This is a genomic window from Bacillus sp. TH19 (genome assembly GCF_016651075.1).
Taxonomy (GTDB): Bacteria; Bacillota; Bacilli; order Bacillales; family Bacillaceae_G; genus Bacillus_A; species Bacillus_A mycoides.
In genome coordinates this window covers 2,264,568-2,289,237 of sequence record NZ_JAEKEO010000007.1, presented here as the reverse complement: position 1 = coordinate 2,289,237, position 24,670 = coordinate 2,264,568, and the positions used below count along the sequence as shown (strand labels likewise).

General features: G+C 35.4%; 22 protein-coding genes and 4 pseudogenes. 9 read left to right on the top strand and 17 right to left on the bottom strand.

The window, feature by feature from the left end:
• Nucleotides 1–149: 149 nt before the first annotated feature.
• The 4 genes from JFU54_RS15580 to phaZ form a co-directional block, all read right to left on the bottom strand.
• Nucleotides 150–350 (bottom strand): NETI motif-containing protein, encoded by a 201-nt coding sequence (locus JFU54_RS15580; RefSeq protein WP_000166305.1) that lies wholly within the window; start codon nucleotides 348–350, stop codon nucleotides 150–152.
• Nucleotides 334–1,530: an MFS transporter gene (locus JFU54_RS15575; protein WP_016101024.1), complete on the bottom strand. Its 1,197-nt coding sequence runs from the start codon at nucleotides 1,528–1,530 to the stop codon at nucleotides 334–336. The genes JFU54_RS15580 and JFU54_RS15575 overlap by 17 nt, the downstream gene beginning before the upstream one ends.
• Nucleotides 1,531–1,643: 113 nt before the next feature.
• A complete protein-coding gene (locus tag JFU54_RS15570; protein WP_002013808.1) occupies nucleotides 1,644–1,868 on the bottom strand; it encodes a hypothetical protein in 225 nt (74 codons plus the stop codon).
• A gap of 60 nt (nucleotides 1,869–1,928) precedes the next feature.
• On the bottom strand, nucleotides 1,929–2,846 hold the full coding sequence (phaZ, locus tag JFU54_RS15565; RefSeq protein WP_002013809.1) for an intracellular short-chain-length polyhydroxyalkanoate depolymerase: 918 nt from the start codon (nucleotides 2,844–2,846) through the stop codon (nucleotides 1,929–1,931).
• Nucleotides 2,847–3,020: 174 nt separating this feature from the next.
• Between phaZ and JFU54_RS15560 the strand changes: the two genes are divergently transcribed.
• From JFU54_RS15560 to JFU54_RS15545, 4 genes are all read left to right on the top strand, one after another.
• Complete coding sequence (locus tag JFU54_RS15560; RefSeq protein ID WP_002033056.1) at nucleotides 3,021–3,440, top strand: MarR family winged helix-turn-helix transcriptional regulator; 420 nt, start codon at nucleotides 3,021–3,023, stop codon at nucleotides 3,438–3,440.
• 15 nt (nucleotides 3,441–3,455) lie between these two features.
• A complete protein-coding gene (locus JFU54_RS15555; RefSeq protein ID WP_002128166.1) occupies nucleotides 3,456–4,655 on the top strand; it encodes an MFS transporter in 1,200 nt (399 codons plus the stop codon).
• Nucleotides 4,656–4,754: 99 nt separating this feature from the next.
• Complete coding sequence (locus JFU54_RS15550) at nucleotides 4,755–6,014, top strand: serine hydrolase domain-containing protein (RefSeq protein ID WP_201065137.1); 1,260 nt, start codon at nucleotides 4,755–4,757, stop codon at nucleotides 6,012–6,014.
• Between the two features lie 159 nt (nucleotides 6,015–6,173).
• On the top strand, nucleotides 6,174–6,545 hold the full coding sequence (locus tag JFU54_RS15545; protein WP_002013813.1) for a cupredoxin domain-containing protein: 372 nt from the start codon (nucleotides 6,174–6,176) through the stop codon (nucleotides 6,543–6,545).
• 528 nt (nucleotides 6,546–7,073) lie between these two features.
• On the opposite strand, the gene JFU54_RS15540 is transcribed toward JFU54_RS15545, so the two are convergent.
• From JFU54_RS15540 to JFU54_RS15530, 4 genes are all read right to left on the bottom strand, one after another.
• A complete protein-coding gene (locus JFU54_RS15540; RefSeq protein ID WP_242489431.1) occupies nucleotides 7,074–7,616 on the bottom strand; it encodes a GyrI-like domain-containing protein in 543 nt (180 codons plus the stop codon).
• Nucleotides 7,583–7,906 (bottom strand): MerR family transcriptional regulator, encoded by a 324-nt coding sequence (locus JFU54_RS29790; protein WP_002142474.1) that lies wholly within the window; start codon nucleotides 7,904–7,906, stop codon nucleotides 7,583–7,585. Before JFU54_RS29790 ends, JFU54_RS15540 begins: the two co-directional genes overlap by 34 nt.
• A 308-nt stretch (nucleotides 7,907–8,214) precedes the next feature.
• Nucleotides 8,215–10,299, bottom strand: coding sequence for a serine hydrolase domain-containing protein (locus JFU54_RS15535; RefSeq protein WP_201065135.1), 2,085 nt, complete (start codon nucleotides 10,297–10,299; stop codon nucleotides 8,215–8,217).
• Between the two features lie 94 nt (nucleotides 10,300–10,393).
• Nucleotides 10,394–11,563 carry a serine hydrolase domain-containing protein gene (locus JFU54_RS15530; protein WP_201065622.1) on the bottom strand — a complete coding sequence of 390 codons (1,170 nt, stop codon included), beginning with the start codon at nucleotides 11,561–11,563 and terminating at the stop codon, nucleotides 10,394–10,396.
• Between the two features lie 366 nt (nucleotides 11,564–11,929).
• Here JFU54_RS15530 and JFU54_RS15525 point away from each other — a divergent pair.
• A pseudogene (locus JFU54_RS15525) lies at nucleotides 11,930–12,187 on the top strand (IS4 family transposase); the annotation flags it as partial.
• A 481-nt stretch (nucleotides 12,188–12,668) separates the two neighbouring features.
• On the opposite strand, the gene JFU54_RS15520 reads toward JFU54_RS15525, so the two are convergent.
• Nucleotides 12,669–13,127, bottom strand: a complete 459-nt coding sequence (locus JFU54_RS15520; protein ID WP_002084479.1) for a hypothetical protein — start codon at nucleotides 13,125–13,127, stop codon at nucleotides 12,669–12,671.
• 169 nt (nucleotides 13,128–13,296) lie between these two features.
• On the bottom strand, nucleotides 13,297–13,722 hold the full coding sequence (locus tag JFU54_RS15515; RefSeq protein WP_088039811.1) for a hypothetical protein: 426 nt from the start codon (nucleotides 13,720–13,722) through the stop codon (nucleotides 13,297–13,299).
• 246 nt (nucleotides 13,723–13,968) lie between these two features.
• Here JFU54_RS15515 and JFU54_RS15510 point away from each other — a divergent pair, with 246 nt between their 5' ends.
• Nucleotides 13,969–14,451: a PRK06770 family protein gene (locus JFU54_RS15510; RefSeq protein WP_002128240.1), complete on the top strand. Its 483-nt coding sequence runs from the start codon at nucleotides 13,969–13,971 to the stop codon at nucleotides 14,449–14,451.
• A gap of 384 nt (nucleotides 14,452–14,835) precedes the next feature.
• On the opposite strand, the gene JFU54_RS15505 is transcribed toward JFU54_RS15510, so the two are convergent.
• The 3 genes and pseudogenes from JFU54_RS15505 to JFU54_RS15495 form a co-directional block, all read right to left on the bottom strand.
• Nucleotides 14,836–15,111: a hypothetical protein gene (locus JFU54_RS15505; RefSeq protein WP_201052543.1), complete on the bottom strand. Its 276-nt coding sequence runs from the start codon at nucleotides 15,109–15,111 to the stop codon at nucleotides 14,836–14,838.
• A 263-nt stretch (nucleotides 15,112–15,374) separates the two neighbouring features.
• The gene (locus JFU54_RS15500; RefSeq protein ID WP_087947129.1) at nucleotides 15,375–16,871 is read right to left on the bottom strand and encodes a WD40/YVTN/BNR-like repeat-containing protein; all 1,497 of its coding nucleotides are present in this window, start codon (nucleotides 16,869–16,871) and stop codon (nucleotides 15,375–15,377) included.
• A 249-nt stretch (nucleotides 16,872–17,120) separates the two neighbouring features.
• A pseudogene (locus JFU54_RS15495) lies at nucleotides 17,121–17,408 on the bottom strand (hypothetical protein); the annotation flags it as partial.
• Nucleotides 17,409–17,804: 396 nt separating this feature from the next.
• Between JFU54_RS15495 and JFU54_RS15490 the strand changes: the two are divergent.
• Nucleotides 17,805–18,368, top strand: coding sequence for a GNAT family N-acetyltransferase (locus tag JFU54_RS15490; RefSeq protein ID WP_201065133.1), 564 nt, complete (start codon nucleotides 17,805–17,807; stop codon nucleotides 18,366–18,368).
• Between the two features lie 271 nt (nucleotides 18,369–18,639).
• Here the strand turns inward: JFU54_RS15490 and JFU54_RS15485 are convergent, their stop codons facing one another.
• Nucleotides 18,640–19,299, bottom strand: a complete 660-nt coding sequence (locus JFU54_RS15485) for a protein kinase family protein (RefSeq protein ID WP_033708051.1) — start codon at nucleotides 19,297–19,299, stop codon at nucleotides 18,640–18,642.
• A 410-nt stretch (nucleotides 19,300–19,709) separates the two neighbouring features.
• On the bottom strand, nucleotides 19,710–21,350 hold the full coding sequence (locus JFU54_RS15480) for a M20/M25/M40 family metallo-hydrolase (RefSeq protein ID WP_201065131.1): 1,641 nt from the start codon (nucleotides 21,348–21,350) through the stop codon (nucleotides 19,710–19,712).
• Between the two features lie 640 nt (nucleotides 21,351–21,990).
• Between JFU54_RS15480 and JFU54_RS29780 the strand changes: the two are divergent.
• Together JFU54_RS29780 and JFU54_RS15475 are read left to right on the top strand one after the other, a co-directional pair.
• Nucleotides 21,991–22,419, top strand: a pseudogene (locus tag JFU54_RS29780) (aminoglycoside phosphotransferase family protein); the annotation flags it as partial.
• A 44-nt stretch (nucleotides 22,420–22,463) separates the two neighbouring features.
• A complete protein-coding gene (locus JFU54_RS15475) occupies nucleotides 22,464–22,811 on the top strand; it encodes a VOC family protein (RefSeq protein ID WP_002013943.1) in 348 nt (115 codons plus the stop codon).
• 118 nt (nucleotides 22,812–22,929) lie between these two features.
• Here the strand turns inward: JFU54_RS15475 and JFU54_RS15470 are convergent.
• Together JFU54_RS15470 and JFU54_RS15465 are read right to left on the bottom strand one after the other, a co-directional pair.
• Nucleotides 22,930–23,390: pseudogene (locus tag JFU54_RS15470) on the bottom strand (hypothetical protein).
• Between the two features lie 83 nt (nucleotides 23,391–23,473).
• Nucleotides 23,474–24,244, bottom strand: a complete 771-nt coding sequence (locus JFU54_RS15465) for a putative protein N(5)-glutamine methyltransferase (protein ID WP_201065129.1) — start codon at nucleotides 24,242–24,244, stop codon at nucleotides 23,474–23,476.
• Between the last annotated feature and the right edge of the window lie 426 nt (nucleotides 24,245–24,670).

The window sequence follows — 24,670 nt, the reverse complement described above, 5'->3', positions numbered from 1 at the left end:
CAGGATTTAGAAGAATTGGGCATGTCTTTTCGTTCTTCCCAGAAAATATATTTTCCTTCACTGATCAAGTGTAAAAAAACAAGCCATCCAATTCATAGAGGATGAATTGGATGGCTTGTTCTGTATCAAAAAGAAAATCTGTTATTTGATTACTTCAATTTCCCCTCAAAAACAATTTTTCTACCGCATGGTTCAACTTCTGTTTTGCCGTTTTTCTTCACTTCATGAAAGATTGGTTCTTCCATGCGACGAGACGGTGCATAGCCTTCTTGTTCCATACGTGCTAAGCAGTCTGTAATTGTTTCGTTTTCGAGTACTTCAAATTTCTTTTTATTAGGTTGTTTTGTCATGCCCTAACCTACTTTCTATTTTTCTTGATGCGAATTGATTCTTCATGTAGACCATATATACCATTGCGAGAATTCCCATTATAATCATAACCGCAATAAAAAAGCTTGTATACTGTATTTTTTCTATAAATACGCCTCCTAATACAGGTCCCATAATACTGCCTATACTAAAGGCGATTCCGGATAATATATTACCCGCTGGTAGTAAGTGTCTCGGTAATAAATCTGTCATAAATCCAAGCCCTAGTGAGAAGCACGAGCCAATGACCATACCTGCTATAAGCATACATGCAAAGACGATCCAGTAATATTGATCAAATACTGCTGCAAGTAGGAAAATGCCCGTACTTACACTGAACGTCCACGTTAAAATACGGTCTCTCCCGTATTTATCACTTAATATACCGAGCGGGATTTGTGTAATAATGCCCCCAACTGCGAATGCTGGTAATAAGAAGGAAACTTCCGATACAGACCATCCTTTGCGAAGTGCGTATACTGGTAAGTTACTATTTAACATCGCTTCAAGTACGCCGTATGCGAGCGGACCAATTAGCGCAATCCAAGCTAATCCAACGACTTGTTTATAACGGGAAAAGGATGATTTACTTTCAGTTTTTGCCTCATCTTGTGCTGGAAATGCATTTTTCGTTGGTAGTAGTAAAAGCCATCCTATTAAGCAAAGTATAGTAGATACGATAAATGGTGTTGCAAGACCGTACTGAACAGTGCTTGCTAAATACGGGCCAACTGCGAAACCAATTCCGAAGAATACACCGTATATCGATACTTGTCTACCTATTTTACTCGGGTCTGATGTTGTCGTAATCCATGTTTGTGTTCCGACATGAAGCATATGATCTCCGACTCCAACTAGAAATCTAAGAACGAACCATACCCAAAATGAAAAAGTTTGTGTAAAAAAGAATAATGAAATAATAACGAGAAACCCACCAATAACGATAATTGGCTTCATTCCAAACTTTTGCATCGGTTTTTCAAGAAACGGTGAAATAACTAATATCCCAATATATAATGCCGTCGCATGAATACCGTTAATACTTGAACTAACCCCTTCTTGTTCAAAAATCATTGCAATGGCAGGTAAAAGCATCCCTTGTGACAAACCTGAGATTGCTACAATTCCAACCATAATCCAAAAAGTAAAACGCATCGACATCCCTTTCCCTCTCCTTCTCACGCTTTCCACTTTTCATTATAAACTGTTTCTTCAAATGCGTGTACGAATATTCATAATAAAAAAGAAGCTAAAAGAATGAACCTTTTAGCTTCTTATCCTTCCCATACTTGCGCTTTCACATTGTAATGAAAATGCTTAAAATATGGATTTTCATAAAATGAAGGCCCAAATAAAATCGGATGTGTATGGACCATTGATTGCTGCACTTGCAAAGGAACTACAGCTGGTGAAACTTGCATATACATCGGATTTATAATCATTTTTATATATTGATGATCATTATATGGAGAATGATATATTAAAAACGGATTATGCATTGACTCTCTCCCCTTATACATACAAATGCTATAGTATATGCAAGTTTTATATTTCGGGAATTATTTATTGTCTAACCAATCCTCAACATGTTTTATAAATACATCTAAACAATCTATAAACGGTGAGTGTCCGCAATCTTCTAATATCTTCAACTCTGCATTTGGCAAATGTTTTGCTAATTCCTCACCGACTACTTGCGGTACGACGTAATCTCTGTCACCTTGTATGACGAGTGTTGGAGCTTTAATATGATGGATTTGCTTATTTCCCTCTACAACCCCGTTATGTTCATCCGAAATATTAAATGTAATGAGCGCATAATTCACATCTACGAAATTACGTTGCGTTAACATATCATCTAAATACTTTTCATAACGATCCGGTTCAGGTTGATTATGTGTATATATTAATAGATTCCATACTGTACGGTAATATAATTTATTCATATTTTTTATCGCATCTAGCACTGGAGCAATTTGTACTGGATCTTGCGCGATTTCTTCTTTCGTCTTTACTAAACTTGATACGATCGGTTGCCCGTTAATATCTTTTTTAAAAATTGGATATCCCTTCATTCCCACTGATTCTACTAAAATCAACTTTTCGACAAATGTTGGATGATTCGCTGTAAATTGCATCGCAACACCACCGCCCATTGACCAGCCCATTAATGAAAATTTTTCTAGTTTTAATTGATCGATAAATAGTTTTACATCTCTTGCAAAGTCTTGTAATGAATCTATCGATTGATTATATGTTGATTGGCCAAATCCTCTTAAATCAAGAGCGTAAATATGGTATTGATCTTGCAACTTTTCAATAACTAAATCCCAGTGTTGTGACGATGTCATGTTCCCGTGAATGAGTACAAGAATTTCTGTATTTTGCCTTCCAACTTCCTGATACGCAATCGTTTCTCCGTTCGATAGTGAAACAAACTCCATTGTTGCAGGCTTAATCATCACAAGTTCCCCCATTCTATTTAATAGAAAGAAAATTCTTTACTTAATTAAAGAATACCATGTAGAATGTACGTTCTCAATACAAAATCTATACGAAATTTCCACATAAAACAACATGTCTATTACTAGACAAGTAAAATAAAAAGGTATATAGTTAGCTAGGTAACTAATTTGAAAGGATCAAAATACATGGACGAAAAACAACATTTTTTCCACATTGTCAGTCAAACTTCTCGTAAGTTTACGAAGAAATTTAATGAACGTGTATCTCCAACAGGATTATTTAGTGCGCAATGGGCTGTTATTTTCCGCATTAATCAAACTGGATCTTGTACCCAAACAGAATTATGTCAATATTTAAATGTTGAATCACCAACGATGACTCGTACGTTAACACGTATGGAAACGATGGGCTGGATTATTCGTACTGAAGGAAAAGATCGCCGTGAAAAGTTGATTTCATTATCTGATACTGCACTAAAAATGATTCCAGTATGGCAAGAAGAAGTTGATTCCTTTGAAGAAAAGACGCTAGAAGGTATTAAAGAAGAAGACTTACATGAAGCTTTTCAATTGTTACAACAAATTATCAAAAATTTAGATCATTAATATGGAGGGATGACGATGCAAAGTGAAAAACTTTGGACGAAGGATTTCCTCGGAACTTGTTTTAGTAGTCTGTTTCTCTTTTTAACATTTTACATGCTTATGACTACTCTGCCTGTCTATGTTATAGACAGCCTAAAAGGAAAACCTGAGGAAATTGGTTTAGTTGCAACTGTTTTTCTTATTTCATCTGTTTTATGTAGACCATTCACAGGAAAATGGCTCGATGATTTAGGAAGAAAGAAAATATTATTTATTTCACTTTCACTATTTTTAGCCGCTACTGTTATGTATTTCGGTACGCAAAGTTTATTTTTATTACTTGCCCTTCGCTTCTTACATGGTATTGGATTCGGAATGGCAACAACAGCAACTGGAACAATTGTAACTGATGTAGCACCAGCTCATAGACGTGGCGAAGCACTTGCTTATTACGGCGTATTTATGAGTCTACCGATGGTAATTGGTCCTTTTTTAGGTTTAACAATTATTTCTCATTTTTCATTTACTGTACTATTTATCGTTTGTTCAGTATTTTCATTACTCGCATTTTTATTAGGATTACTAGTCAATATTCCGCATGAAGCACCAGTAAACAAACAAAAACGAGAAAAAATGAAATGGAAAGACTTAATTGAACCATCTTCTATTCCAATCGCTCTAACAGGATTTGTTTTAGCCTTTTCTTATAGTGGCATTTTATCCTTTATTCCTATTTATGCGAAAGAACTCGGTTTAAGCGAAATTGCAAGTTACTTCTTTATTTTATACGCACTTGTTGTGGTCATTTCTCGTCCATTTACAGGGAAAATATTTGATCGTTTCGGTGAAAATGTACTTATCTATCCCGCTATTATTATTTTCACAATTGGGATGTTCATTTTAAGCCAAGCGCAAACTTCATTTTGGTTCCTTGGCGCAGGTATGTTAATCGGTTTAGGATACGGAACATTAATTCCAAGTTTCCAAACGATTGCAATTTCTGCCGCTCCAAACCATCGACGTGGTTCTGCGACAGCTACTTACTACTCGTTCTTTGATAGTGGCATTGGCTTCGGTTCTTTCATTTTAGGTATAGTCGCTGCCAAATCAAGTTATCATAATATGTATTTTATCGCAGCTATTATCGTTGCGTTCACTTTACTTCTATATTATGGATTACACGGACGAAAACAAAAATTCAAGAAACAAAGTACAGACGGACAAATATCTGCTTAACGTTCATAAGGAAAGTAAACTTACCCGTTTACTTTCCTTATTTTGTATTTATTTTAAGACGAGCGTATACTTATAATAGAAACTAAAGGAGGTACCTATATGAATGTAAAGAAATCTCCCCTGCTATTACTGTTACTAGTATTACTATTCGTAGTTACAGGGCTTGGGTTTACTTTTTTTAAAAATAATAAAACGACCCCCACTAAAGCAAATGTCACAAAAGAAAACTGGTTGGACGATCCTTACTTACGCTGGTCGTATACACATATGAAAGAATTCACTTTAATAAATGAAGTAAAAAACAATCCTGATCAAGTTGCTCCCTTCCCTACCGCGTTACAAAACTTAGACGATTTTGCTGTGGAGCGTAGATTTGGAAATACGACTCCTCTAAAAAAACTTTTAGACGAAAACAAAACAGATGCTTTTGTCGTTGTACATAATGGTCAACTTGTTTATGAACGATATTTCAATGGATATAACGAGAGTGAACCTCATGGAATGGCATCATTAGCAAAGGTGTTTACTGGTGCAATCATACAATCTCTCGCTGAAGAAAATCTTATTGATGTAGAGAAAACAGCTGACACTTACATACAAGAATTAAAAAATACACCGTTTGGAAAAGCAACACTTCAGCAATTACTGGACATGCAAGTTTCCGCTGAATACCCTACTCACGGATATATGCAGCTAGGACTAGAAAATCAAGATGCACAACTATATTTAGCTAGTAATATTTTACCCCGAGGTAAAAATTACGAGGGGCCTATGAAAATTTATGATATGTTACTAGAAGCAGAAGAAACTGCACCACCTGGTTCAGCTTTTTCTTACAATAACGGATCAACTGAAACACTCGCTTGGATTATCCGAACGATTACAGGGAAATCGTTAGCTGAAAATGTAAGCGAACGAATTTGGTCTCACATTGGTATGGAAGAAGACGCTTATTACGTTACAGATGAAACAAAAGTAGAACAAGCAAGCGCTGGCTTAAATGCAACTGCTAGAGATATGGCGAGGTTCGGACAATTACTATTAAATAATGGTCAATATAGCGGAAAACAAATCGTCCCTTCTTCTATTACAGAAAGTGTGAAAAATGTACAAGAAGGTGCGCTCGCAATTGGTCATGGTGCTTCCATTTCTTATCATAATCAATGGTGGATTCCGCACAATGAACAAGGTGCTTTCGAAGTGTTAGGCAGTTACGGACAAACTCTTTACATTGATCCGAAAGCAAGTATGGTAATCGTCCACTTCTCTTCTAACGCTGCGCCTAGTAATGAAATTCATTCGGTTTATTCCGATATGTATATTGATATTGCACATCATTTGGAGAAGCTTCCACAGTAGTGGAGGCTTTTTTTATTTACCCAAATCCTATTCCAGTTAGTACTTGGTTAGTAGGAGTTGCCGAAAGAATTACTATTTAAGCCACGCCTAAACCCCATTTATATTGATAATATTTTAGTAATTTGAAAACACTAGTGCTTAGGAAAGGAGGGATTACGAATGTCTGTGAAAAAGCTATTAACTGGATTAATCATTTCACTTGCGATGATTGTAGTTATGACTACTTTAGGTTCACTCCGTGTATTTGCCGAATCCGACGTTGTGAGACAGCCTATTGAGGTTGAATTGAATGATGATTACTTTAATCCGAGTATCATCACTGTTCCGGTTGGGAAAACGACGACGTTGCTATTGAAAAACAAAGGAAATAGAGAACATACCTTTACGGTGAAAAAACTCGGAATTGACGCCGAAGTCCCGTCAGGAAAAGAAATAACAATTACCGTAAAACCTGAAACTCCCGGTACATATGAACTAATATGTCGGTTCCACTACTTGAAAGGAATGGATGGAAAAGTAATAGTCAAATAACAAGCGGTACCGGCCCTTACTTTTTTATAAAGTGAAACTTAAATTCGCGGGGGTGTCCCTCCCCCGCAGATTATGAGCTCTCACTAATCAGTTTTTTACTGGTAGCATAAAATCGTTACGCTGTCGTAGCGTACGAAATTTGTGTTTTGTTGGTGCTACCCCATCGCTATCAAAGTTAAGAAACACATTCTTCCCCAAAATGATAAAAATGAACTTCGGTGCTATAAAAAACACAAAATTTCCATTTAAAGAGTACTTTAAAGTCTTAGCTTGATGGCAATGGAGTATTAAAATAGATTAATTTGATGGGCATGTACACAGACCCCAATTATAGTAGGGGCCCGCCAACCAATTGACATAAAACCCACGCTAAGCAAATTGGCTTTAGTTTGTATTAATTTAAAGAGATTCTATGATTTTATAGTAAGTGGACTACCAGCACTTTTTAAAAAAATCATACTAAACACATTTTGATAAAAGAGCCGATTTTTCCAATTTTCTTGTAAATTGTGTTGCATAAATAAATGCTCATTTCTCTTGGTGTTTCGATTTTTCTTCAACAGGAATTTGCATATTCATAATTATCTGTCCTTCTGGGTAAAACAGATTCAATCCGTGTAAATCTGATTCAATTACATCACATGATCTAAACTGTAAACCATTTCTCTTTATATAGTCTTTAATGTTTGTATATATTTGACGTCGTGCTTCATCCATATGCCCTTCTGTACATACGTAATCAACACAAAGATAATTACCTGCAGGTATACTAAGAATATCAACGTGCTCGATCTCTTTATCATTCAAAACAGGATAATAAACTGAAAGTCCCAAATCATCATTGAAGAAATTCTTAATTGGACACATTGTTATAAATTGTTCTTGAAAAAGTTCACCTTGCTTAAAAATAGAACGGAATTTATCAAAAAAGGATTTTACACTATTAAAATTTTCTCCTTTGATGTGATAATATTTTCTTTCTTCAAAATAGACACTCTGAATTTTATTGAAATTTCTGCTTCTATTTTGAAGGAGATCTAGGAGCCTAGTAATTTTCTTTTGCACTTCCATAAATCGATGAATTTCAGTTTCAATTTCATTTTTTTGTTCTGTAAGATATTCATATTGTTTATTATATTTCTCTTATTTATTACTAAATCAATTTCTCCAATTGAAAAACCCATATCTTTACAAAAGAAGATTTGGCTAATTCTTTGTAGGTCTTCATTTCCATACAATCTATAGTTATTTTTACCTACCTTTGGCTGAACTAATCCTTTTTCTTCATAGAATCGAAGTGTTTCTTTCGTAGTATTAAAAATCTTAATTACATCACTTTTAGTTAACTTATAGCTATCCATCTAATTATATTGCCTCCTATAAGGAATAATATTCATACTATAAACTATGTGGTTACCTCATAGTCAATAAATAAAAAAATTCAAAATCAAAACTGGCTGTTTTTAGTGATGAAGGAGTACATGTCTGGTTCTGTTGCAAAGTTTCTTAACAGCTAAAAAGTTGGTATGATAGCTGTTCTTGCAGAGTTTGAGCGTGATATTATTCGTGGAAAGCCTCTTCGTAAAGATAATGCGTAAATACAAACAAAACCAGCAAAACACCTTTTCTGTGTCGTACTGGTTTTGTTGAAGTCCATCTTGAATTGTAGCTAGTTCAACGTGATTGCAAATTCCGAGTTCGGCGCGCCAGCAAATACAACCGATCCGTTTTTCGGCAATTTTACTTTGTTATTGCCGCTCACAACGGTAAAATTGACGCATACTCCCTTCTCATCATACACCGCGAATGAACTCTTCAATGACAACGTCACGCTCATCGTTTTCCCTGCTGTCGCTTGTGGGATCGTAAACCATTTCGCATGCCCATTTGCTTGTAGCGTAACTTTGGATGATTGGCCTGCATCAAGCGGTTTTACGTTGGATCCACTTACATATAACAATCCGGCCATCTCCATATATTCACTGCCGCCTTCTGTATAGAAATGAGTTTCCGTCGTATCACGGCCATTCATCACGGGGATCTGGAGCTGATGCGCCGCGGTGTTCGGACCTGTAATTTTTCTGCCGTCCCAATAGCCCTCCAGGTCTTCCTTGCGAGTAATTTGTGTGGTAATAAGTTTCGGTTGAACGAGATATTCAATAGAACTAAATTTCTCGTTCACGAGATAGAACTTGACGCCTTCCCGCTTCGCCCATGCGGCAGCGGTTTTCTTCGATAGCACGTTGTCTTCTAGTTTCTCGGCTAAATAGTGAGTCATCACATTTTGCCCTAAGCCTGGCGTCGATTTATATGTGCTCTCCTTCAAATAAGTGCTTCCATTCTTCTCAGTGACGAAGTTGAGCTTGGAAGTACCCTTCTCATTAATAAAGCTTCCATTCGCAGTATATACATATTTTTCTTCTCGATTAGATGGTAAGAACAGTTCTCCATTCTTCGTAATTTCTATTTTGAAATGACTTTCGCTATTGCCGTAAAAGCCCGCTTTCTTCGTCACGTCTTGAGGCATCTTGGCCTTGACCGGCTTGCCAAAGGATTTGTTTGGCTTGATGTCCTTAATTGTGCCCTTCTCTTTAAGCGCGGCGAGCAGTAATTCAGTTGCCAGTAGTTGATTTGTAGAGCTTTGGCCGCCGGATGACAACACAGCCACTGCCATCTTCTGTTCCGGAAGCACGACCAGTATAGCATGTTGCAGTGTTGTATCGCCGCCCTTAGCCATGCTTTTTATCCCATATTCACTGAATGGGTATAGTTTCACACTATCCCAGCCAAGACCATAGTTGAAAATATTACCTCCATCCCCCGGCCACATTCCTTTTTTATATTCCTCTTGCTCCATCGCCTTGACTGCCTTATCAGAGAGGATCCCTTTTCCCTGTCCCATAAATAATTGTGAGAATCGTACCATATCTTCTGCCGTGGAAGAGATCCCTCCCGAACCAATCACATTCACCGATTCAATGGGAAGCTTCCCTTGGTACGCCGGAAAATAGAGTCCAGCCCGCTTATCGTCTTCCCATTTGTCCTGCGGCGTTTTCGTATGATTCAGCTGTAAGGGTTCTGTAAACCGTTGATGTATAAATTCGGTAAAGCTCATACCGCTGACTCTTTCCACCAAAATCTCGGCCAGCGTAAAGCCGTCGTTGCAGTATACCGAGAACGCGCCAGGATCCGCCTTCAAGCTTTGGTTGGACAATTGCCGCATCAAGACATCATGGGCATAGGTATCATTATCGTTAAATAAAAATGCATTACTTAACGTGGAACCTTGCAAGCCGGAGGAGTGGTTTAACAGCATACGTGGCGTAATGCGTTTGTACCGCTCGTCTTTCATCTTGAAATCAGGAACAAAGTGGACGACAGGAGCATCCAAATCGACTTTTCCTTCGTCGACCAATTTCATTACAGCCGCTGTTGCATACATTTTACTGACTGAACCAATCCCATATAGAGTATCTTTGTTCAGCCGCTGTTTTCCTTCCATATCGTTCTTGCCTGTCTGACCCGACAAAATAAGTTTACCATTATCAATTAGCGCATACTGCACGCTAGTCGTCCCATAGGACTTCGTGAGTAGCGCAGCCTTCTCTGCCGCAATCTTCTCCAGTTCTTGGTTAGCAACTTCTTGGTTAGCTACAACCGGAGTCTTACTGCTTGAAGATGCTATCGCCCCTGTTGGTAGGATCATCGTTAGCGCTAATGTAGCGGCTAACACCCCAGATAGTTTATTTTTCATGAGAGAATTGCCTCCTTAGATAAGTAATCGAATTCATCACTTATTTGTTTAACTATAAAAAATATGACAAAATTTATCCGTTTTTCTTTTTTGCCTACTTGCTAAATTCAGCAAGTAAAATATTTTTAAAAGGATTAGGACTGTCAGCTCTACCCAAACTATTCCAATTGACGACCAACGTATGCTTGCCTCCAAGTTTACCTCCAACAAGAGTAGTAAACCCTAGTATGCCACCTGTGTGTCCCCATATCGAGACATCGTTTGGAAGCTTAGTTTCATAGATTCCAAGACCATATCCATCGATTCCTTCTTTTCCTGTAGGAACTGTAGTAAGCATTTGTTTTAGTTGCTGTTCTTTCAGTAATTTACCCCCGAGCAAGTAAGAGAAGAATTTATTTAAGTCGTCAGCAGTAGAAATCATATCTCCAGCTGAGCTACCTGCACTTGGGTTATAATAAGTAACGTCTTTTAGCTCACTTACTCCGTCTGGTTGGACATATCCACGGGCATGCTTGGTGCCTGGAATAACGCTTGAATTGCCAGGTAGGAATGTATTCGGCAATTCAAGCGGTTCAATAATCCGACTTTCAATCTCTTCCGCATAGCTGTTTCCGGTTACTTTTTCAATAAGAATACCTAGTAATACATATCCTGTGTTTGAATAAGACCAGCCCTTTCCTGGGGCAAAGTCTGGGGGCAGAGAAATCCCCATCTTCACTAACTCTTCAGCCGTATACGATTTTTTTGTATCCGTAAAGTCAGCGTCTTTTGACCTTGAGTATTCAGCGATACCACTTGTATGGTTCAATATCTGCCGGATAGTAATCTGGTTACCATCATATCCGTTTCCTTGAATGACACCAGGCAACCATTTTTCGATGTAGTCGTCTAGATTCAAGCGGTTCTCTCCGACTAATTGAAGTACAACCGTTGCTGTGAACGTCTTCGTTACACTGCCAATGCGAAAGCGAAAATCTGTTTTCATTGGTTTCTTGGTTCTCAGATCCGCTATCCCAGCGGCATAACTCCACGTTTTTCCACCCTCAGAAGTTTTAGCAAGTATCCCCGGGTATCCAAGTTGCAATGTATCCCGCATTGCTTGCTTGACGGAATTACGATCTCGTTGAGTATTTGTTTGTAACGAACTAGATACATTTTGAGTGGGCTCTGCTTTTACAATTGAGGTTGGCGTTGTGTATAACAGGGAACTTCCAGCTATTAAAAGAGCCAGACTTGCAAATGTAATTTGACTACGTGTTTTCATAAGGCATTCCTCTCCTCTATTCATATTGTATAGGTGGTTGCTTGATATTTCATACTCACCACACAGCTATCATCTCTACCGATGACAAAAAGTCAACATTGAATTCGTAATCATCTTCATAATGATTATTTTTACAAGCTCCATTCTGTCCTAATAAACGGTAAATCCCTCTTTTTGCATGTATGTTAACCTCAGAAATTATTTCTTTTCCATAAAACACTCTTATTAACTGGTTTGTTTTTCATATATAAGTTATATCTGTTCCTCCTTTCATGCTTCTTTATATTTTCATCATACACAATGAAATTCTCTTTTTCCTTACCTATTCCTTACAAATCCCTTACGTTCAAAATAGCTTCTGTGTCTCAAATGTGCCAATTAATTCTCATCAAGAAGAAACGAGAATTAAGCGAATATAAAGCGATTTATATCATAAAAGATTATTTTCTACTTATTTATGAATCTCTACAAAAAGACACCAAAGAATTAACAAAGATATTGTTTCGTCTGTTTGATCTCTTACAGAAAAACAGACGAAAATCCCATAGGTATGAGAAGAAAACCGTCTTTGATATCTTAGGCGTCGTATATAACCTTTCTATGCCTCACAAGCATGTAGCGTAATCCAAAAAATTAAAACCCAATAGGGTTTATCTGGTATAAAAATATTTAAAGAACTTACACTGGATCTTTAGAAAAAAGAAAAAAGCCCATCAAGCTAAGGTTTTGAAGTACCCCCTAAATGAAAATTTTCTTTCTCTACAGTTAGTTTTTTTGAGAAGTCAGCTCATTTTTTTGTTTTTGGGGTGTTTACTTTTCTTAAGTTGATGGATGTGGTCTCACCATACCATTTCGGGAAAATTGTACGTTTAGACACAATCCGGACATATTTTAAGCGTTTTCTGTACGTTAAGAGATATCTGTCCAGAAAATCTTATGTTTATGAACAGAGGATAAAACTCAATAATAGAATATTAATATTCAATTTTTATATAAAAAAATAAGCTCCGAAGAGCTTATTTTAATAATAATAATAATAATATCAACGCAATTATCAATGATATTATTGAAAATACAATCATAAATAATGAAGCTCAGTCATGAGCTATCGCCCTGTTACCGTCATTGCTGCTGTGTAAATTGTATCTACAGAACCGTCAGCACTTACAATTTCAACTTTATAACGGTATGTTCCATTGTCGTAAATGTTTTCTCCATATCCTGTGAAAGTTGAAATTTCATCATTTGCTCCAGCTGGAACCCATTGATTTTGCCAATGGAAGAAAGTATCATATTCTCCCCAGTTGTCTCCATATTTCTTTTCGATGCTGACATTATAATGAATGTCCTCAGCTCGGTTATTTGTAATTCTTGCAATTACGTTTCCACCAAAAGTGTATTCCGTAGCGTGAACTTGAACTGTAACACCATTCACCGTTTCGCTAGGACCACAGATGTAATGACAATCTTCACTTGCTTGTGCTTCAGGTGTGTTAATGTTCATAACCGTCAAACCGCCTAAAGCTAAAGCTACTGTTAATGCAATTGTAGCTAATTTTTTCATGATAATTCCTCCTATTAACCGTTATAAGTGAATGTTTTTGTTTTTACGTATTCATTGCCAGCATAAAAAGATTTCTATGTCTCATTTTTATCACCCTTCAGCTTATATAATTCGACAAATGGTGATAATTTCCTGCAAATAAAATAAAAAAGCACTCCCGCAGGAATACTTATTCAAATTCAATTTCTGTTTTATTGTCTGATGTGAAGTATCTTATGGTTGTTTTGCCGTATTCTTGCAAGCCACTCTGCGCAACGGCGTCTTTTAACTTTGTTCTCGTTCTGTAGCCGAAATTTTCCCGTAGGCCTTCGTCTGCATTTGACAATGCTGTTTTGTCAACGAAAACATATAAGACATACAAGTTATTTTCTTTTTTTAATTCAACCGCTGTAACAGTACCGCCGAAATATTCTTTAATTTCTTTGGTTCTACGTTCAAAACTTTTCATCATTCGTGTTTGCTCATCTTTTGGTTGTTCTGTTTTCGCAGTTGTTTGTTGTGCTTTTGGCTTCTCTTTTTGAACCACTTCTTTTTCGCCGCAAGCCGCTAACATTGCAACCGATAAACCAACTGCTAATACTGATTTCTTCATCATTTTAATCCTCCCAATATAAACACCTAAATATTAGTATACTATGAAATTTATTGCTGAATATGAAAAAGATGCCCATTAAGGGGTACCGCCACATCGCTATCAAGCTAATATTTTTAACTACCCCCATAACGAAAATTTTATACATCGTTGACTATTGATAATGATACGTTATGTAGACCTCACAGATAGATATGGGCATACAGTTCTTCTTTTATGGTACACTTCAATAAAAGGGGGGTAAGAGGTTTGAAAAAGTGGATTAAAATCACATCAACCTTAGTTATTGCTATAGCAGTTGGTATTTTTACTGGCTACAAAGTCGGTACGTATGCAGGTTCAGACGTTAAGGAAAAGCAGACTGAGAGAATTAAAGGGGAAGAGGTAATACTTGACCTCAACTCTGATCGTCATATAATCAATGCAATGCACAAAATGACTCATCAAAAAGTATTATCCCACGAAAAGCAAGGATTTATCAAAATGACTCCAGAAAACATCGAAAAAGTACGTCAAGCGATTGATGAAAGTAATAGTGGAACCTTACAACATAAAGAACAGTACCTTAAGATTTTGGTTCGTTGGTATGAAGGCGATTTCTCTCAATCGGTTGAGGAGCATAATTTATTATGGGAATGGGACAATAGCAGCACTGGTAAAGCATACGAATTAGCGACACCGGAACAAGAAGAAGCATACATTTTAGAACAAGCGAAATCTGAAAAACAATAAAGGGGTATCGTCACCTCGCTATCAAACTAATAAAAAGAAATGCCCCCTAAAATGAAAAAATACGCTATTCTTTCTGTAGAATCATAGGAAAGGATGGCGTTTCTGTATATTGTTACAAAAAGAATAGCGTTTTTTCGCTTTATAAATACAATTTCTTTTTCAGTAAAAAATGTGGGTGGTACCCCTCTAATACCCCAGAAGGAAAAGAAGAGTTTGAATTCTTTAACGTACAGGGGGTTCCATATATCATTGTAAAAGATCATGAGAATAACACTCAAAAATCAATTCTTGGATTCAGCACTCAATCATTAGAAGAGGCTATTTTATAATAATCATCCCCCAAAAAAAGAAACGAACAAAAATGTTCGTTTCTTTTTTTTGTGTTTAATGCTCAAGAAAACTTATAACCGCATAAGTATATAGAACGACTAGAGCAAAGGCACATATTCCCATAATTATAATCGCTAGTGCGCTTTTCTCTTGTCTAAACCCTATAATTCCAAGAATAAATGCACTCCACATTGTTACCTTAAGCATTGTAGAAAGGTTGGAAATTGAATATCCACTCAACCAGGTAGAGAAACTTACAATTACGGAAAAAGAGAACAAAGTTAGAACAATAGATAATATATTAATGTGCTTCCCATACTTCAGTTGCATTTCGCTACCCCCTTTTCTTTTCATTAGTGAATAATAGGTAGATGACTATATTTTTATTTTATTCTAAATTTTCTTGAAAATCCACAACGAAAAGAAGAGGTTGTCCCAAAAGTCGCTGAATAGTTACTTTTGGGCAACCTCTTTTCTTTATTTTTTACTTTCCTCTAGTTTAGAGATACTTGCTTCTTTTTCAGGTAACGTATCAACAAAATCCTTTTGAGATTTTAATAGGTCAGATTATTGTATCCAAGCCTTAAGATCATCTAAAGATTTACGGGCTTCTTTTTCACTTCTTCTACAAATTCCCATGTCTCTCCGTTATCTTTTGATTGATAAAGTGCACTACTATCGCCATTGTAGTCTCCATCTGCCCCTTGTCCCACTAACATATTAAAAACCCCATCTTTCTCATATGGCATACTAGGAGAATCAAAAGGACTTATTGTGGACTGTGTATGATCTAATTTGACTTCATGCGGCGGATATTCTACCTTTTTGAAAGATACCCCCCCATCATCTGTGCGATATAACTCTCCCTCATTACCAGAAGGTCTAACTGCTCCTAAAAACCCAAGTTTATCATTTATAAAAGTGATTCCTGATACACTACCAATCCCCCTATTAAATGGGTCTGGATTGATAACCTCCCATGTTTCCCCTTCATCACTAGTCTTGCTTAATGAATAAAAGGCGCTCCCTAATGCTTTATCTGTCATATTTAGTTTATAACCAACTTCTTTTGATAGGAAAAACTGTTCTTTTTCATTCTTTAAATCTTGTTGTTTCTTCTCTTTAAGCCTATCTTCATTTGGAGGCGTCTTTGATTTACTCCAACTTGCGTCACATATTAAGTTATATCTAGCAGGTACTAGCTCTTTCTCTTTTCCAGGGACAAATATAGATACAGTATATCCAATGATTTCAGAAGCTGCTTCTTTAAGACTCTGCCCCTTACCATCCTCAGTAATATTAATAATCCCCTCTGTATTGGATCCCCAATTTCTTTTTCCATAATAAATCAACCCATACTTACTTTCATTCCACTTTCTAACCGTTTGCTTAACTGGAATCGCCTTAACCGTTTTAATTAAAGGTTCTACTAATTTATCATCATCATAATCAGGCTTTGCATACCCGTCTCGTATTATAGTAATATCTTCTGATTTCTTCTTATTATAAGAGATTAAATAAGTTTCTTCTTTCCCATCAACATTTTTCCCATAAACAAATGTATCAAACTCTGTGATTGTTCCATCTGAATGAAATGTAAGATCAAAATCAGTTGCCATATACAATTTCTTTGGCAAAGGATGTTTTTTATTTATATCTTCAAAAATACCTTCTACTCCAGATTCATATATATTATTATGTTTAAGTTTAACTGACCTTTCATGTTTTAACCTTTCTATAAACCATGCCAATTTGCCATTGTAATTTATTGCACTTTGATAAATCTGCATCCCATAAAATGATGTAATTGCAACAATAATGATAATAGAAATGGATCTCCATGCTATTGAATTAGTTAATTTTTTAGATTCATATTCTCTATTTTTTATCACCCGCATTGTAGTAAATGTAATCATGGATATAAAAAGTACTATACATAATAACAAAATATAAATATTATAATTCATCCTTCCGTACTTACAGTATAAGGCTAACTCATAACAAAAAATGCCGTATACAATTATTAGTATTGGATTTGTTACTAATGACAGAAGTAACTTTTTTGCATTTTCCCTAAATATAGAAATCACTCCTAATTACATGAATTACTGATATTAAGTATACTTTATTGTAAAGTAACAAAAAAGCTATTTAATCTTGCCGCCAAAAATACAATAGACATCTGTCTATGTAAATGGCAGTTGTCTATTAAAGCCGTTTAAAAATCTAGTTGTTTCATAGACAATGGATTTTTGAGTGAATACTAAAGTTGCTTCATTTGGGAGCCAAATAATGAAAATGAACCCTCATAATAAACATAACAAATAGAGTATTTGCATTTAAACTCTATAAAACTCAAATGTATTTTTTTCTAGACATATTGCTTCATCGGAATTTTTGATAATAATATCAAAACATTGACTGTATGGATGCATAAACACTTCGTACTGAATCCGACGTTCTGCATGAGACCGCCTTAAATAATTGATATCGGCTCTCCTTTCAGCAATATCGCGGCTAGACCTTCTCATTAATTCTGTTTCACCATCTGCATAGAAGTAAATTTTTAAATCAAATAAATTGGGATTAATAAATGCGACACTCATTCCTTCTACAATCATTAGTTGAATAACCTAAGGCTGCTTCGGTAGCCATTTTTTTGTACCAACTGGCAGTTTAGTTTTCAATATGTGAAAAGGGATTTCTAAGTGATTAATTGAATATATATTTATTGTTTACTAATTTTTGAGAGGCTCCATTATGGGAGATAAACTTTACTGTATTGCTATCAAGTTCTTAATGAAGAAAGACTAAGAGCTTCGCACGGTTCTGTAATAACTTATAGTAATGCTGTGACAGGATCTCCTATTAGTGAGATAGGGTATTTTTTAATTTATTTATCATAATAACGTACCACGAAATTGCAACTCTCGTCCTCAAGAATTATTTCTTTTGGGTGAAAGTTTTTTTATTATATAAGTTTCATTCTGTCATAATTTAAAGTTTTCGAGAGGAGAAATGATATGAATTCTATTTTATTAGATGTTCCGTTACAAATAGAAACAGACAGACTAATTCTTCGAGCACCACTTCAAGCTGGTGACGGGAATGTCGTACACCAAGCTATTAAGGAGTCAATTAATGAGTTAAAACAATGGTTGCTTTTATTCCAGTCAATTCCTACTGTTGAAGAAACTGAAATTATCCTGAGAAATGCCCATATAGATTTTTTAAAAAGAGAAAGCTTTCGCTATCTTATCTATCTTAAGGGTACTAATGATTTTATTGGAACTGCTAGCCTTCACAGAATTAATTGGAAAATTTCTAAATGTGAAATTGGATACTGGATTAATACGCAATTTAGTGGCAATGGATATATGACAGAGGTAGTAAGTGAATTAACAAACCTTGGATTTCAGTTACTCAAATTTAGAAGGATTGAAATACGCTGTGAATCTACTAACACTAAAAGTCGTACGATCCCTGAAAAACTAGGTTTTGAGCTTGAAGGGATATTACGTAATGAAGATCTTTCAGCTGACGGTAAAAAACTAACTGATACCTGCATCTATGCAAAGGTAAATTAGATTGAAATTTTAATACTCAATTGCGTCTGTGTACATAGTTTATTCCCCTTCTAATCCATTATTGTGATTTGTTTAGAACTATAGTACATCAATATGTTTAAAATGAAATGTACTGAAATGGGTATATTCTATTGTTACAATCATTTTATAAATAAATTACTTCATGAAGTTATAAAATTAGGACCGTACATATTAGACATATCTAAAATGTACGGTCCTTTTGTTTACTAGTGGTTCACTTATCTAACCTAAAGATAAGTATGTGATCCTTTTACAATTTGAATTTCTTTTTAAGCTTCTTATATTTTCTATATGAACGTCGAACAATGTTTAACATGAAATACGGTATTTTAACAGGGAAAGGCAATTTATAAATAAATGGCAAGTAAAATGTAAAATATGCCTTTTCTAAGTCTCTCCACTTACTATCTTCTTTTGTTTTTAAGAAATCAGATACATCGACTACATATCCCCTTCCATTTTCCATCATCACATTTTTTCCGTGAACATCACAAGGAGTTAATCCTTGCTCCCTTGCATACTCTATAGCTTCATTGATATCAAGGATTACCTGCTTAGGAATTTTAATCCCCTTATGGATAGCATCGTATAAGGTAATTTCTTTTAAACGTTTCAATACTATGAAATTTTCTCCTTTATATATAAGATTCGAATAAGAAGGATGATTTCCGATTCTTCGGTATACTTCTGACTCTTTTTCAATTCCTTCTCCTTCTCGCGCGTAAACTTTCACTACCCAATCTTTGTATTCTTTGTGCATAAATACTGCGGCATAATTACCTGTCCCTAAACACTTCCAAAGTCTAGGAATATCTTTAACTACTATAGGCTCGAATTCATCCTCACTTCTTATGCTTACCTCTTTTAATAATTCGTCCTTTATCAATCTCACAAAACTATTTATACTCATCATTCCCACTCCGGTTTTGCTACAAGGGGTACTACCCCATACCCATCAAGTTAAAAAGTACATTCTTCCCTAATACGAAAAAATGAGCAGACTTCACTAAGTAACTAACTGTAGCGAAATAAATTTTTCATTTAGGGGGTACTTCAAAATCTTAAAATGGATATTCTACGCAAATATATATTATTGATACAATAAGTTATGTTAACTTCACATAATTATATTATACAAAAACTCAGCAAATACCGTTACGAAAAGTTTACAAGTCATATCTACTCTCTCTAAATAGTTTATTGCGAATCTATTTTAAGGAGAATTCTTACATCACAATTTCATAAATCTAAGGTTTCAAACTATTCATTACGAAAAAAAGACCGTATCACTACGGTCCTTTTCTCGCTCTTATGCAAACACTATGACTGTGTAACTTTATTAGAAACAAGTAGTTTTTCAATACATATAGGTAACATATCTAATAACGTTTCAAATGCGTAATTTACGTCCAGACGCTCCGTCCATTGATGTGCATCTTTTCCTACTGGTCCCATATTTAATACTGGAACGTCAAACTCTTCTAATTCCTCTAGTGGAATCGAATAACCTTTATCCCATAATGGCATATTGTCTACAAGAGAACTCATTGAATCCAATGGGTTTTGTAAGCCCACATAGCTTAAATCTGAAATTCCTCCAAAATAATTTTGGTTTTCAAATGTAATGCTATGATTATAGTGGGCATACTTTTCCATTTCTACAACTACCTCTTTAATTAAAGGATTGTCGCGTGAACTCACAGCTGGATAGTATGGCGGCGCAAAGAAAAGTACAATCATTGGAGCCTTTTCTTTACATAAGATAGATAATTTGTCTACTAAATCAATAGTTACTGCACGATCATCTTTATCTTCTCTATTTTTTATAATATCGGATTGAATTTCATCTATTTTTTCTCTTCCATGTTGTTCAATTGCATAAGCGATAAGCTCTTCATACGTTAATACATTTACTTTAAGATTCGGCGGTATGAACGGATTATACTTAGAAAAATGATACGCTCGCTCCTCATACGATTCTTCGATTTTCTCTGCTACTTTCGTTACTTTTTGGCGTAACAATGAAACTACATCTGTCATCGTTTTTTCTAGTAAAAACAAATTAAATAATGTGACAGCACGATGAGGAATTTGTACAGAATAATCCTCCTTTAAATCTCTTTGAAGCAAGTTAGTTGGTGGTGGACTCGCTTCCCCTTCTACAATATCACAAAGGTCCGTATTCAACTCTAATTCCGCTGTTAATAATGCAGCCATATAGCTCCCATTTAATCCTGCAAAAGGTTCGCCTACATGTGTCTCTTTTCCATAGCAAAGGAAACCAGGTAACACCTTACCAATAGAACCAGTATAAATGTACTTATTTTGGTCACCAGGATGTCTTGAAAACATAGGCTCTGAATTTAGGACCGTTCTATACTCTAAGTCATGTTCTTTTGCTAAGTCTAATAATCTTGGAACAGCAGCTCTCATCCCTACAGAGTTCACTTCTTCATCTGGAACAGCCAATAAAAGAACATTCCCATCAAATCTTCCTTCACAAGCTTGCTCAACCATCGCCATTTGTAAAGTTAGACCACATTTCATATCCATTGTTCCTCTACCAAAGAGCCAATCTCCTTGTTCTATATCTTCACGTACATGATCTGGTAGCTCATCTTTATGAGAATAAAACATAGATGTTAATTTTTTAGGGTTAAATGCATCTTCTTTCCACACTCCATAATCCTGTACATCTACAACATCAAAGTGACTAACAAGAATTACAGTATTTTTCGTACTATCACTTTTCTTTACTAGGGCTGTAACAAAATATCGTCCATCCCCCGTCGGATTTTTTTGTAAATGATGCGGATTTTGTTTGAAATACTGTAAGTCAGATAATTGTTCTACAACAAAGTCTGGCAATATAACTTCAGCTTCTGAACCTGTAATACTAGGAATTTCAACAAGATTGCTTAATAATTGAACCAATTGTTCTTTAGATTGCCACTTTGACATATAAATCCCCCTATTTTTCCGCATTATGAAATTCATTTCCAATATATGAATAAAAAATGACGACAGCTATCAAAATTATAATTTTGCCGTTTGGCAAGCTTATGGTTCTTTTCATTTGCGGCAAACATATGCTTCCAGGATTTGAAGAATATGTTTAATATCACTTTTAAATAAAGTCACGGTGTTTATTTAAAAGACGCGATGTTTTGTCCCTTTAGATCTGTTTATCTAAAGAGAGGTTTTTATAGTGAAAAGAAAATCTGAACTGAAAGACGGATTAAGAAACTGCTGAGTAGCAATAAAGTTACTCCACTAAAGGGCAAGATTGTTGAGGAACGTTTCCAGGCAATTAGATTATTCAAGTTTGAATAGATCATTGAGATTGTGAAGGTTTTTTACTTAAACTAACGGGGCAGTAATACTCAATTAAAAATAATGGTAAAGTTAGTGAAAAGAAGAAGGATTAAAAATCGTATAGATTCATTGTAATACATTTTAAGTTTTTGTGTGGCGAGGTATTTGAGAAGTAAGAATGATTTCATCAAAAAAACATTGAAGCTCCAACGGGGTTTTATATGACTATTTTTCCAGACCCAATTTAACATCATAACAATTATAAATAAACAATCTATACTTTTGGTTAGATTTTTTATATAGTTTGATTGACAGCATCAGGGCTAGTCATAGCAATCTACTCGATACATTGTACGAGCTTGAATCAAAAATTGAACCAAGAAGTCGTTATGGATTTATACATGGGGAACTCGGCCCTGATCATGTATTAATTAATGACAAACTAGAACCTTATTTGATTGATATCGAAGGAACCGAGTTCTTTGATATTGAGCATGAGCACAGTTTTTTGCAGTTTCGATTTGGGGATTATTATCGATATTTAAAGAATGATACTCCCGACCCCAACAGGATGTTATTCTATCGATCCCATCATCATATATCCTTAACTTCAGGCGGGTTGAGATTGCTTCACAGAGGATTTCCGAATCAACAATTTGCAAAAGATCTAACCAATCACCATTCTCGTTGTGCACTGCGTTTTATTGAAGGTTGAACTTATGTCATTAAAAATCTAAAGATAGATAGGAGTTAAATACAATGATAAAAGGTTTCGGAGGAATATTTTGGAGAACTAAAAATCTTGATGTTATAAAAAAATGGTACAGTGAAGTGTTGAAGATTGAAATAGAAAATTGGAACGGGACTGTGATTAAACCCGAATTAGGAACTGAGACTATCTTTTCTTTCTTCACTGAAAATGACAATTATTTTCCAACAGAACAACAAGTGATGTTGAATTTCCAAGTACATAATCTAAACGAGACTATTCAGCATCTTGAACATATTGGTGTACCTCTTGAAAAGAAAGAAGAGATTAGTGAATTTGGAAAGTTTATTTGGATTAAAGATCCTGAAGGTCGATTGATCGAACTGTGGGAGAAATAGCCGGTTACAATCATTTACTATTAAGCTAACGAGTGCTTTAGTTCAATAAAAAAAGTTGATTCCTTTGAAGTGCACCTTCGTTTATTAGACACAGTCTAACAATCGGAGGTGCACTTTTTTAATCTAAATTAATACTTTTAATAAAATCAAAATGATTTTCATCAGCTAATTTATCGATATAACCTGTTATATACAGATTTGCTTTAGATACTTCTGTATTCTTAAACTCAGAATAAAAATCAGGAGAAAATGATACTTCTAAAACAATACTATCCCCAGGTTTAATATTTAACTTATTACCTTTAGCTAACACTCTAAATGGATTTGTTGTTTGGCCAGAAACAGTAGGTGATTTAGGAAATGAAAACATAACATTATTTTGCACAATAATATAATCGGTATTATTAGTCATTTTTATTTTATAAGATATTTCAGTGTTCATATTAAGATTTTTAGAAATTAATTCATACACTATTCCATTTTCAACATCTGCTTGTTTAAAAGTAATATTTTTTTACTAGAACAAGCACTCAAAACAAAAAACAAAACCAATATGATTATTCCACATTCTTTTTTCATTAATCTATTACCACCTATCAGTAAACACTATATTCTCTTTGGATTGTCATAACATTTGAAACGTACGTAACACTAGTAATACTCTAAAAGCTAGAATTAGAACCGATTATGACAGTAGCGTCCAGTTCCTTGTTTCTAGCAACTTTTGTGCTAAGCCCAGCACCAGCAAAGATTTCAAAGGCCTGGGGTGCCTGAACTTCGCTCGTCTCTATCAAAAGATGTCCATCCAAAGCTAACCAGAGTAAAGCTTCTTCAGCTACTCTTCGCAGAATGTTAAGACCATCTTCTCCTCCGTCAAGCGTTACATGTGGTTCATATAGGCGTGCCTCCCGGGGGAGAAACTTTATTATTTCAGTAGGAACGTAAGGTACGTTCGCAACTAGGATATTTACATGGCCCTTAAGTGAGGCTGGTAGAGCTTTATACAAGTCACCTTCAAAAGCATGACCGCCAAAATTCGTTACATTGCGGCTAGCGCATTGTACTGCGATAGGGTCAATGTCAACAGAATACAATTCAACTCGTCCCAAAGCTGCTGCCAGTGCTGCGCCCACCGCACCTGATCCACAACATAGGTCAACAATGATATCGCTAGAACGTGACAGAGCCTCTGTTTGATGAACAAGGAACTCGGTACGTTTACGCGGTACAAAAACGCCTCGATCCACTTCTATTCGTAGACCACAAAACTCCGTGTATCCAACAACGTATTCCAGAGGTAAACCGTTGACTCGCATTTCTACCATTTTCATAAGGTCCTCTGGAGTTAGTGCCTCTGACATAAGTAACCGGGTCTCATCTTCTGCAAAAACACAACCGGCACTTCGAAGCTTGCTAACTATATATTTTTCCATTTTCATATCCAAAAATAAATTTGTTTTATTCTCTATATTATCTCACCACTTTTGATAAATTTTGTTTGTAATTCAGAATTCGTTAAAAATAGCTAATATCCTTTTTCAATAACCTGATTCTTACATAAACTGTCATTTGATGGACATATTCGTCTATGACCATCTCTTTCCCTTGTATATAGAGCATTCTTTTCAATTTCTGTTTTCGTCAAATCTAATTAACAGAGATATAAACGAAAACACATATTTTTACACTATTTCGATTTATATATACAAACTATAAATTTAACGTTTTGGGCTATTTGCTTTGCTTAAGTTGATTTGCATAGATACTACCCCTCTTTGAAATATTTCAGTTCAAAATGAAATAACATTTCAACATAGACTATCAATCTACCTAGACATTATGACAACCACCTTAGATAT

What these genes read in the sequence shown, in the direction of transcription:
- JFU54_RS15580 (WP_000166305.1), bottom strand. Translation starts at nt 350, where the DNA reads ATGACAAAACAACCTAATAAAAAGAAATTTGAAGTACTCGAAAACGAA.
- JFU54_RS15575 (WP_016101024.1), bottom strand. Translation starts at nt 1,530, where the DNA reads ATGTCGATGCGTTTTACTTTTTGGATTATGGTTGGAATTGTAGCAATC.
- JFU54_RS15570 (WP_002013808.1), bottom strand. Translation starts at nt 1,868, where the DNA reads ATGCATAATCCGTTTTTAATATATCATTCTCCATATAATGATCATCAA.
- phaZ (WP_002013809.1), bottom strand. Translation starts at nt 2,846, where the DNA reads ATGGGGGAACTTGTGATGATTAAGCCTGCAACAATGGAGTTTGTTTCA.
- JFU54_RS15560 (WP_002033056.1), top strand. Translation starts at nt 3,021, where the DNA reads ATGGACGAAAAACAACATTTTTTCCACATTGTCAGTCAAACTTCTCGT.
- JFU54_RS15555 (WP_002128166.1), top strand. Translation starts at nt 3,456, where the DNA reads ATGCAAAGTGAAAAACTTTGGACGAAGGATTTCCTCGGAACTTGTTTT.
- JFU54_RS15550 (WP_201065137.1), top strand. Translation starts at nt 4,755, where the DNA reads ATGAATGTAAAGAAATCTCCCCTGCTATTACTGTTACTAGTATTACTA.
- JFU54_RS15545 (WP_002013813.1), top strand. Translation starts at nt 6,174, where the DNA reads ATGTCTGTGAAAAAGCTATTAACTGGATTAATCATTTCACTTGCGATG.
- JFU54_RS15540 (WP_242489431.1), bottom strand. Translation starts at nt 7,616, where the DNA reads ATGGAAGTGCAAAAGAAAATTACTAGGCTCCTAGATCTCCTTCAAAAT.
- JFU54_RS29790 (WP_002142474.1), bottom strand. Translation starts at nt 7,906, where the DNA reads ATGGATAGCTATAAGTTAACTAAAAGTGATGTAATTAAGATTTTTAAT.
- JFU54_RS15535 (WP_201065135.1), bottom strand. Translation starts at nt 10,299, where the DNA reads ATGAAAAATAAACTATCTGGGGTGTTAGCCGCTACATTAGCGCTAACG.
- JFU54_RS15530 (WP_201065622.1), bottom strand. Translation starts at nt 11,563, where the DNA reads ATGAAAACACGTAGTCAAATTACATTTGCAAGTCTGGCTCTTTTAATA.
- JFU54_RS15520 (WP_002084479.1), bottom strand. Translation starts at nt 13,127, where the DNA reads ATGAAAAAATTAGCTACAATTGCATTAACAGTAGCTTTAGCTTTAGGC.
- JFU54_RS15515 (WP_088039811.1), bottom strand. Translation starts at nt 13,722, where the DNA reads ATGATGAAGAAATCAGTATTAGCAGTTGGTTTATCGGTTGCAATGTTA.
- JFU54_RS15505 (WP_201052543.1), bottom strand. Translation starts at nt 15,111, where the DNA reads ATGCAACTGAAGTATGGGAAGCACATTAATATATTATCTATTGTTCTA.
- JFU54_RS15490 (WP_201065133.1), top strand. Translation starts at nt 17,805, where the DNA reads ATGAATTCTATTTTATTAGATGTTCCGTTACAAATAGAAACAGACAGA.
- JFU54_RS15485 (WP_033708051.1), bottom strand. Translation starts at nt 19,299, where the DNA reads ATGAGTATAAATAGTTTTGTGAGATTGATAAAGGACGAATTATTAAAA.
- JFU54_RS15480 (WP_201065131.1), bottom strand. Translation starts at nt 21,350, where the DNA reads ATGTCAAAGTGGCAATCTAAAGAACAATTGGTTCAATTATTAAGCAAT.
- JFU54_RS15475 (WP_002013943.1), top strand. Translation starts at nt 22,464, where the DNA reads ATGATAAAAGGTTTCGGAGGAATATTTTGGAGAACTAAAAATCTTGAT.
- JFU54_RS15465 (WP_201065129.1), bottom strand. Translation starts at nt 24,244, where the DNA reads ATGGAAAAATATATAGTTAGCAAGCTTCGAAGTGCCGGTTGTGTTTTT.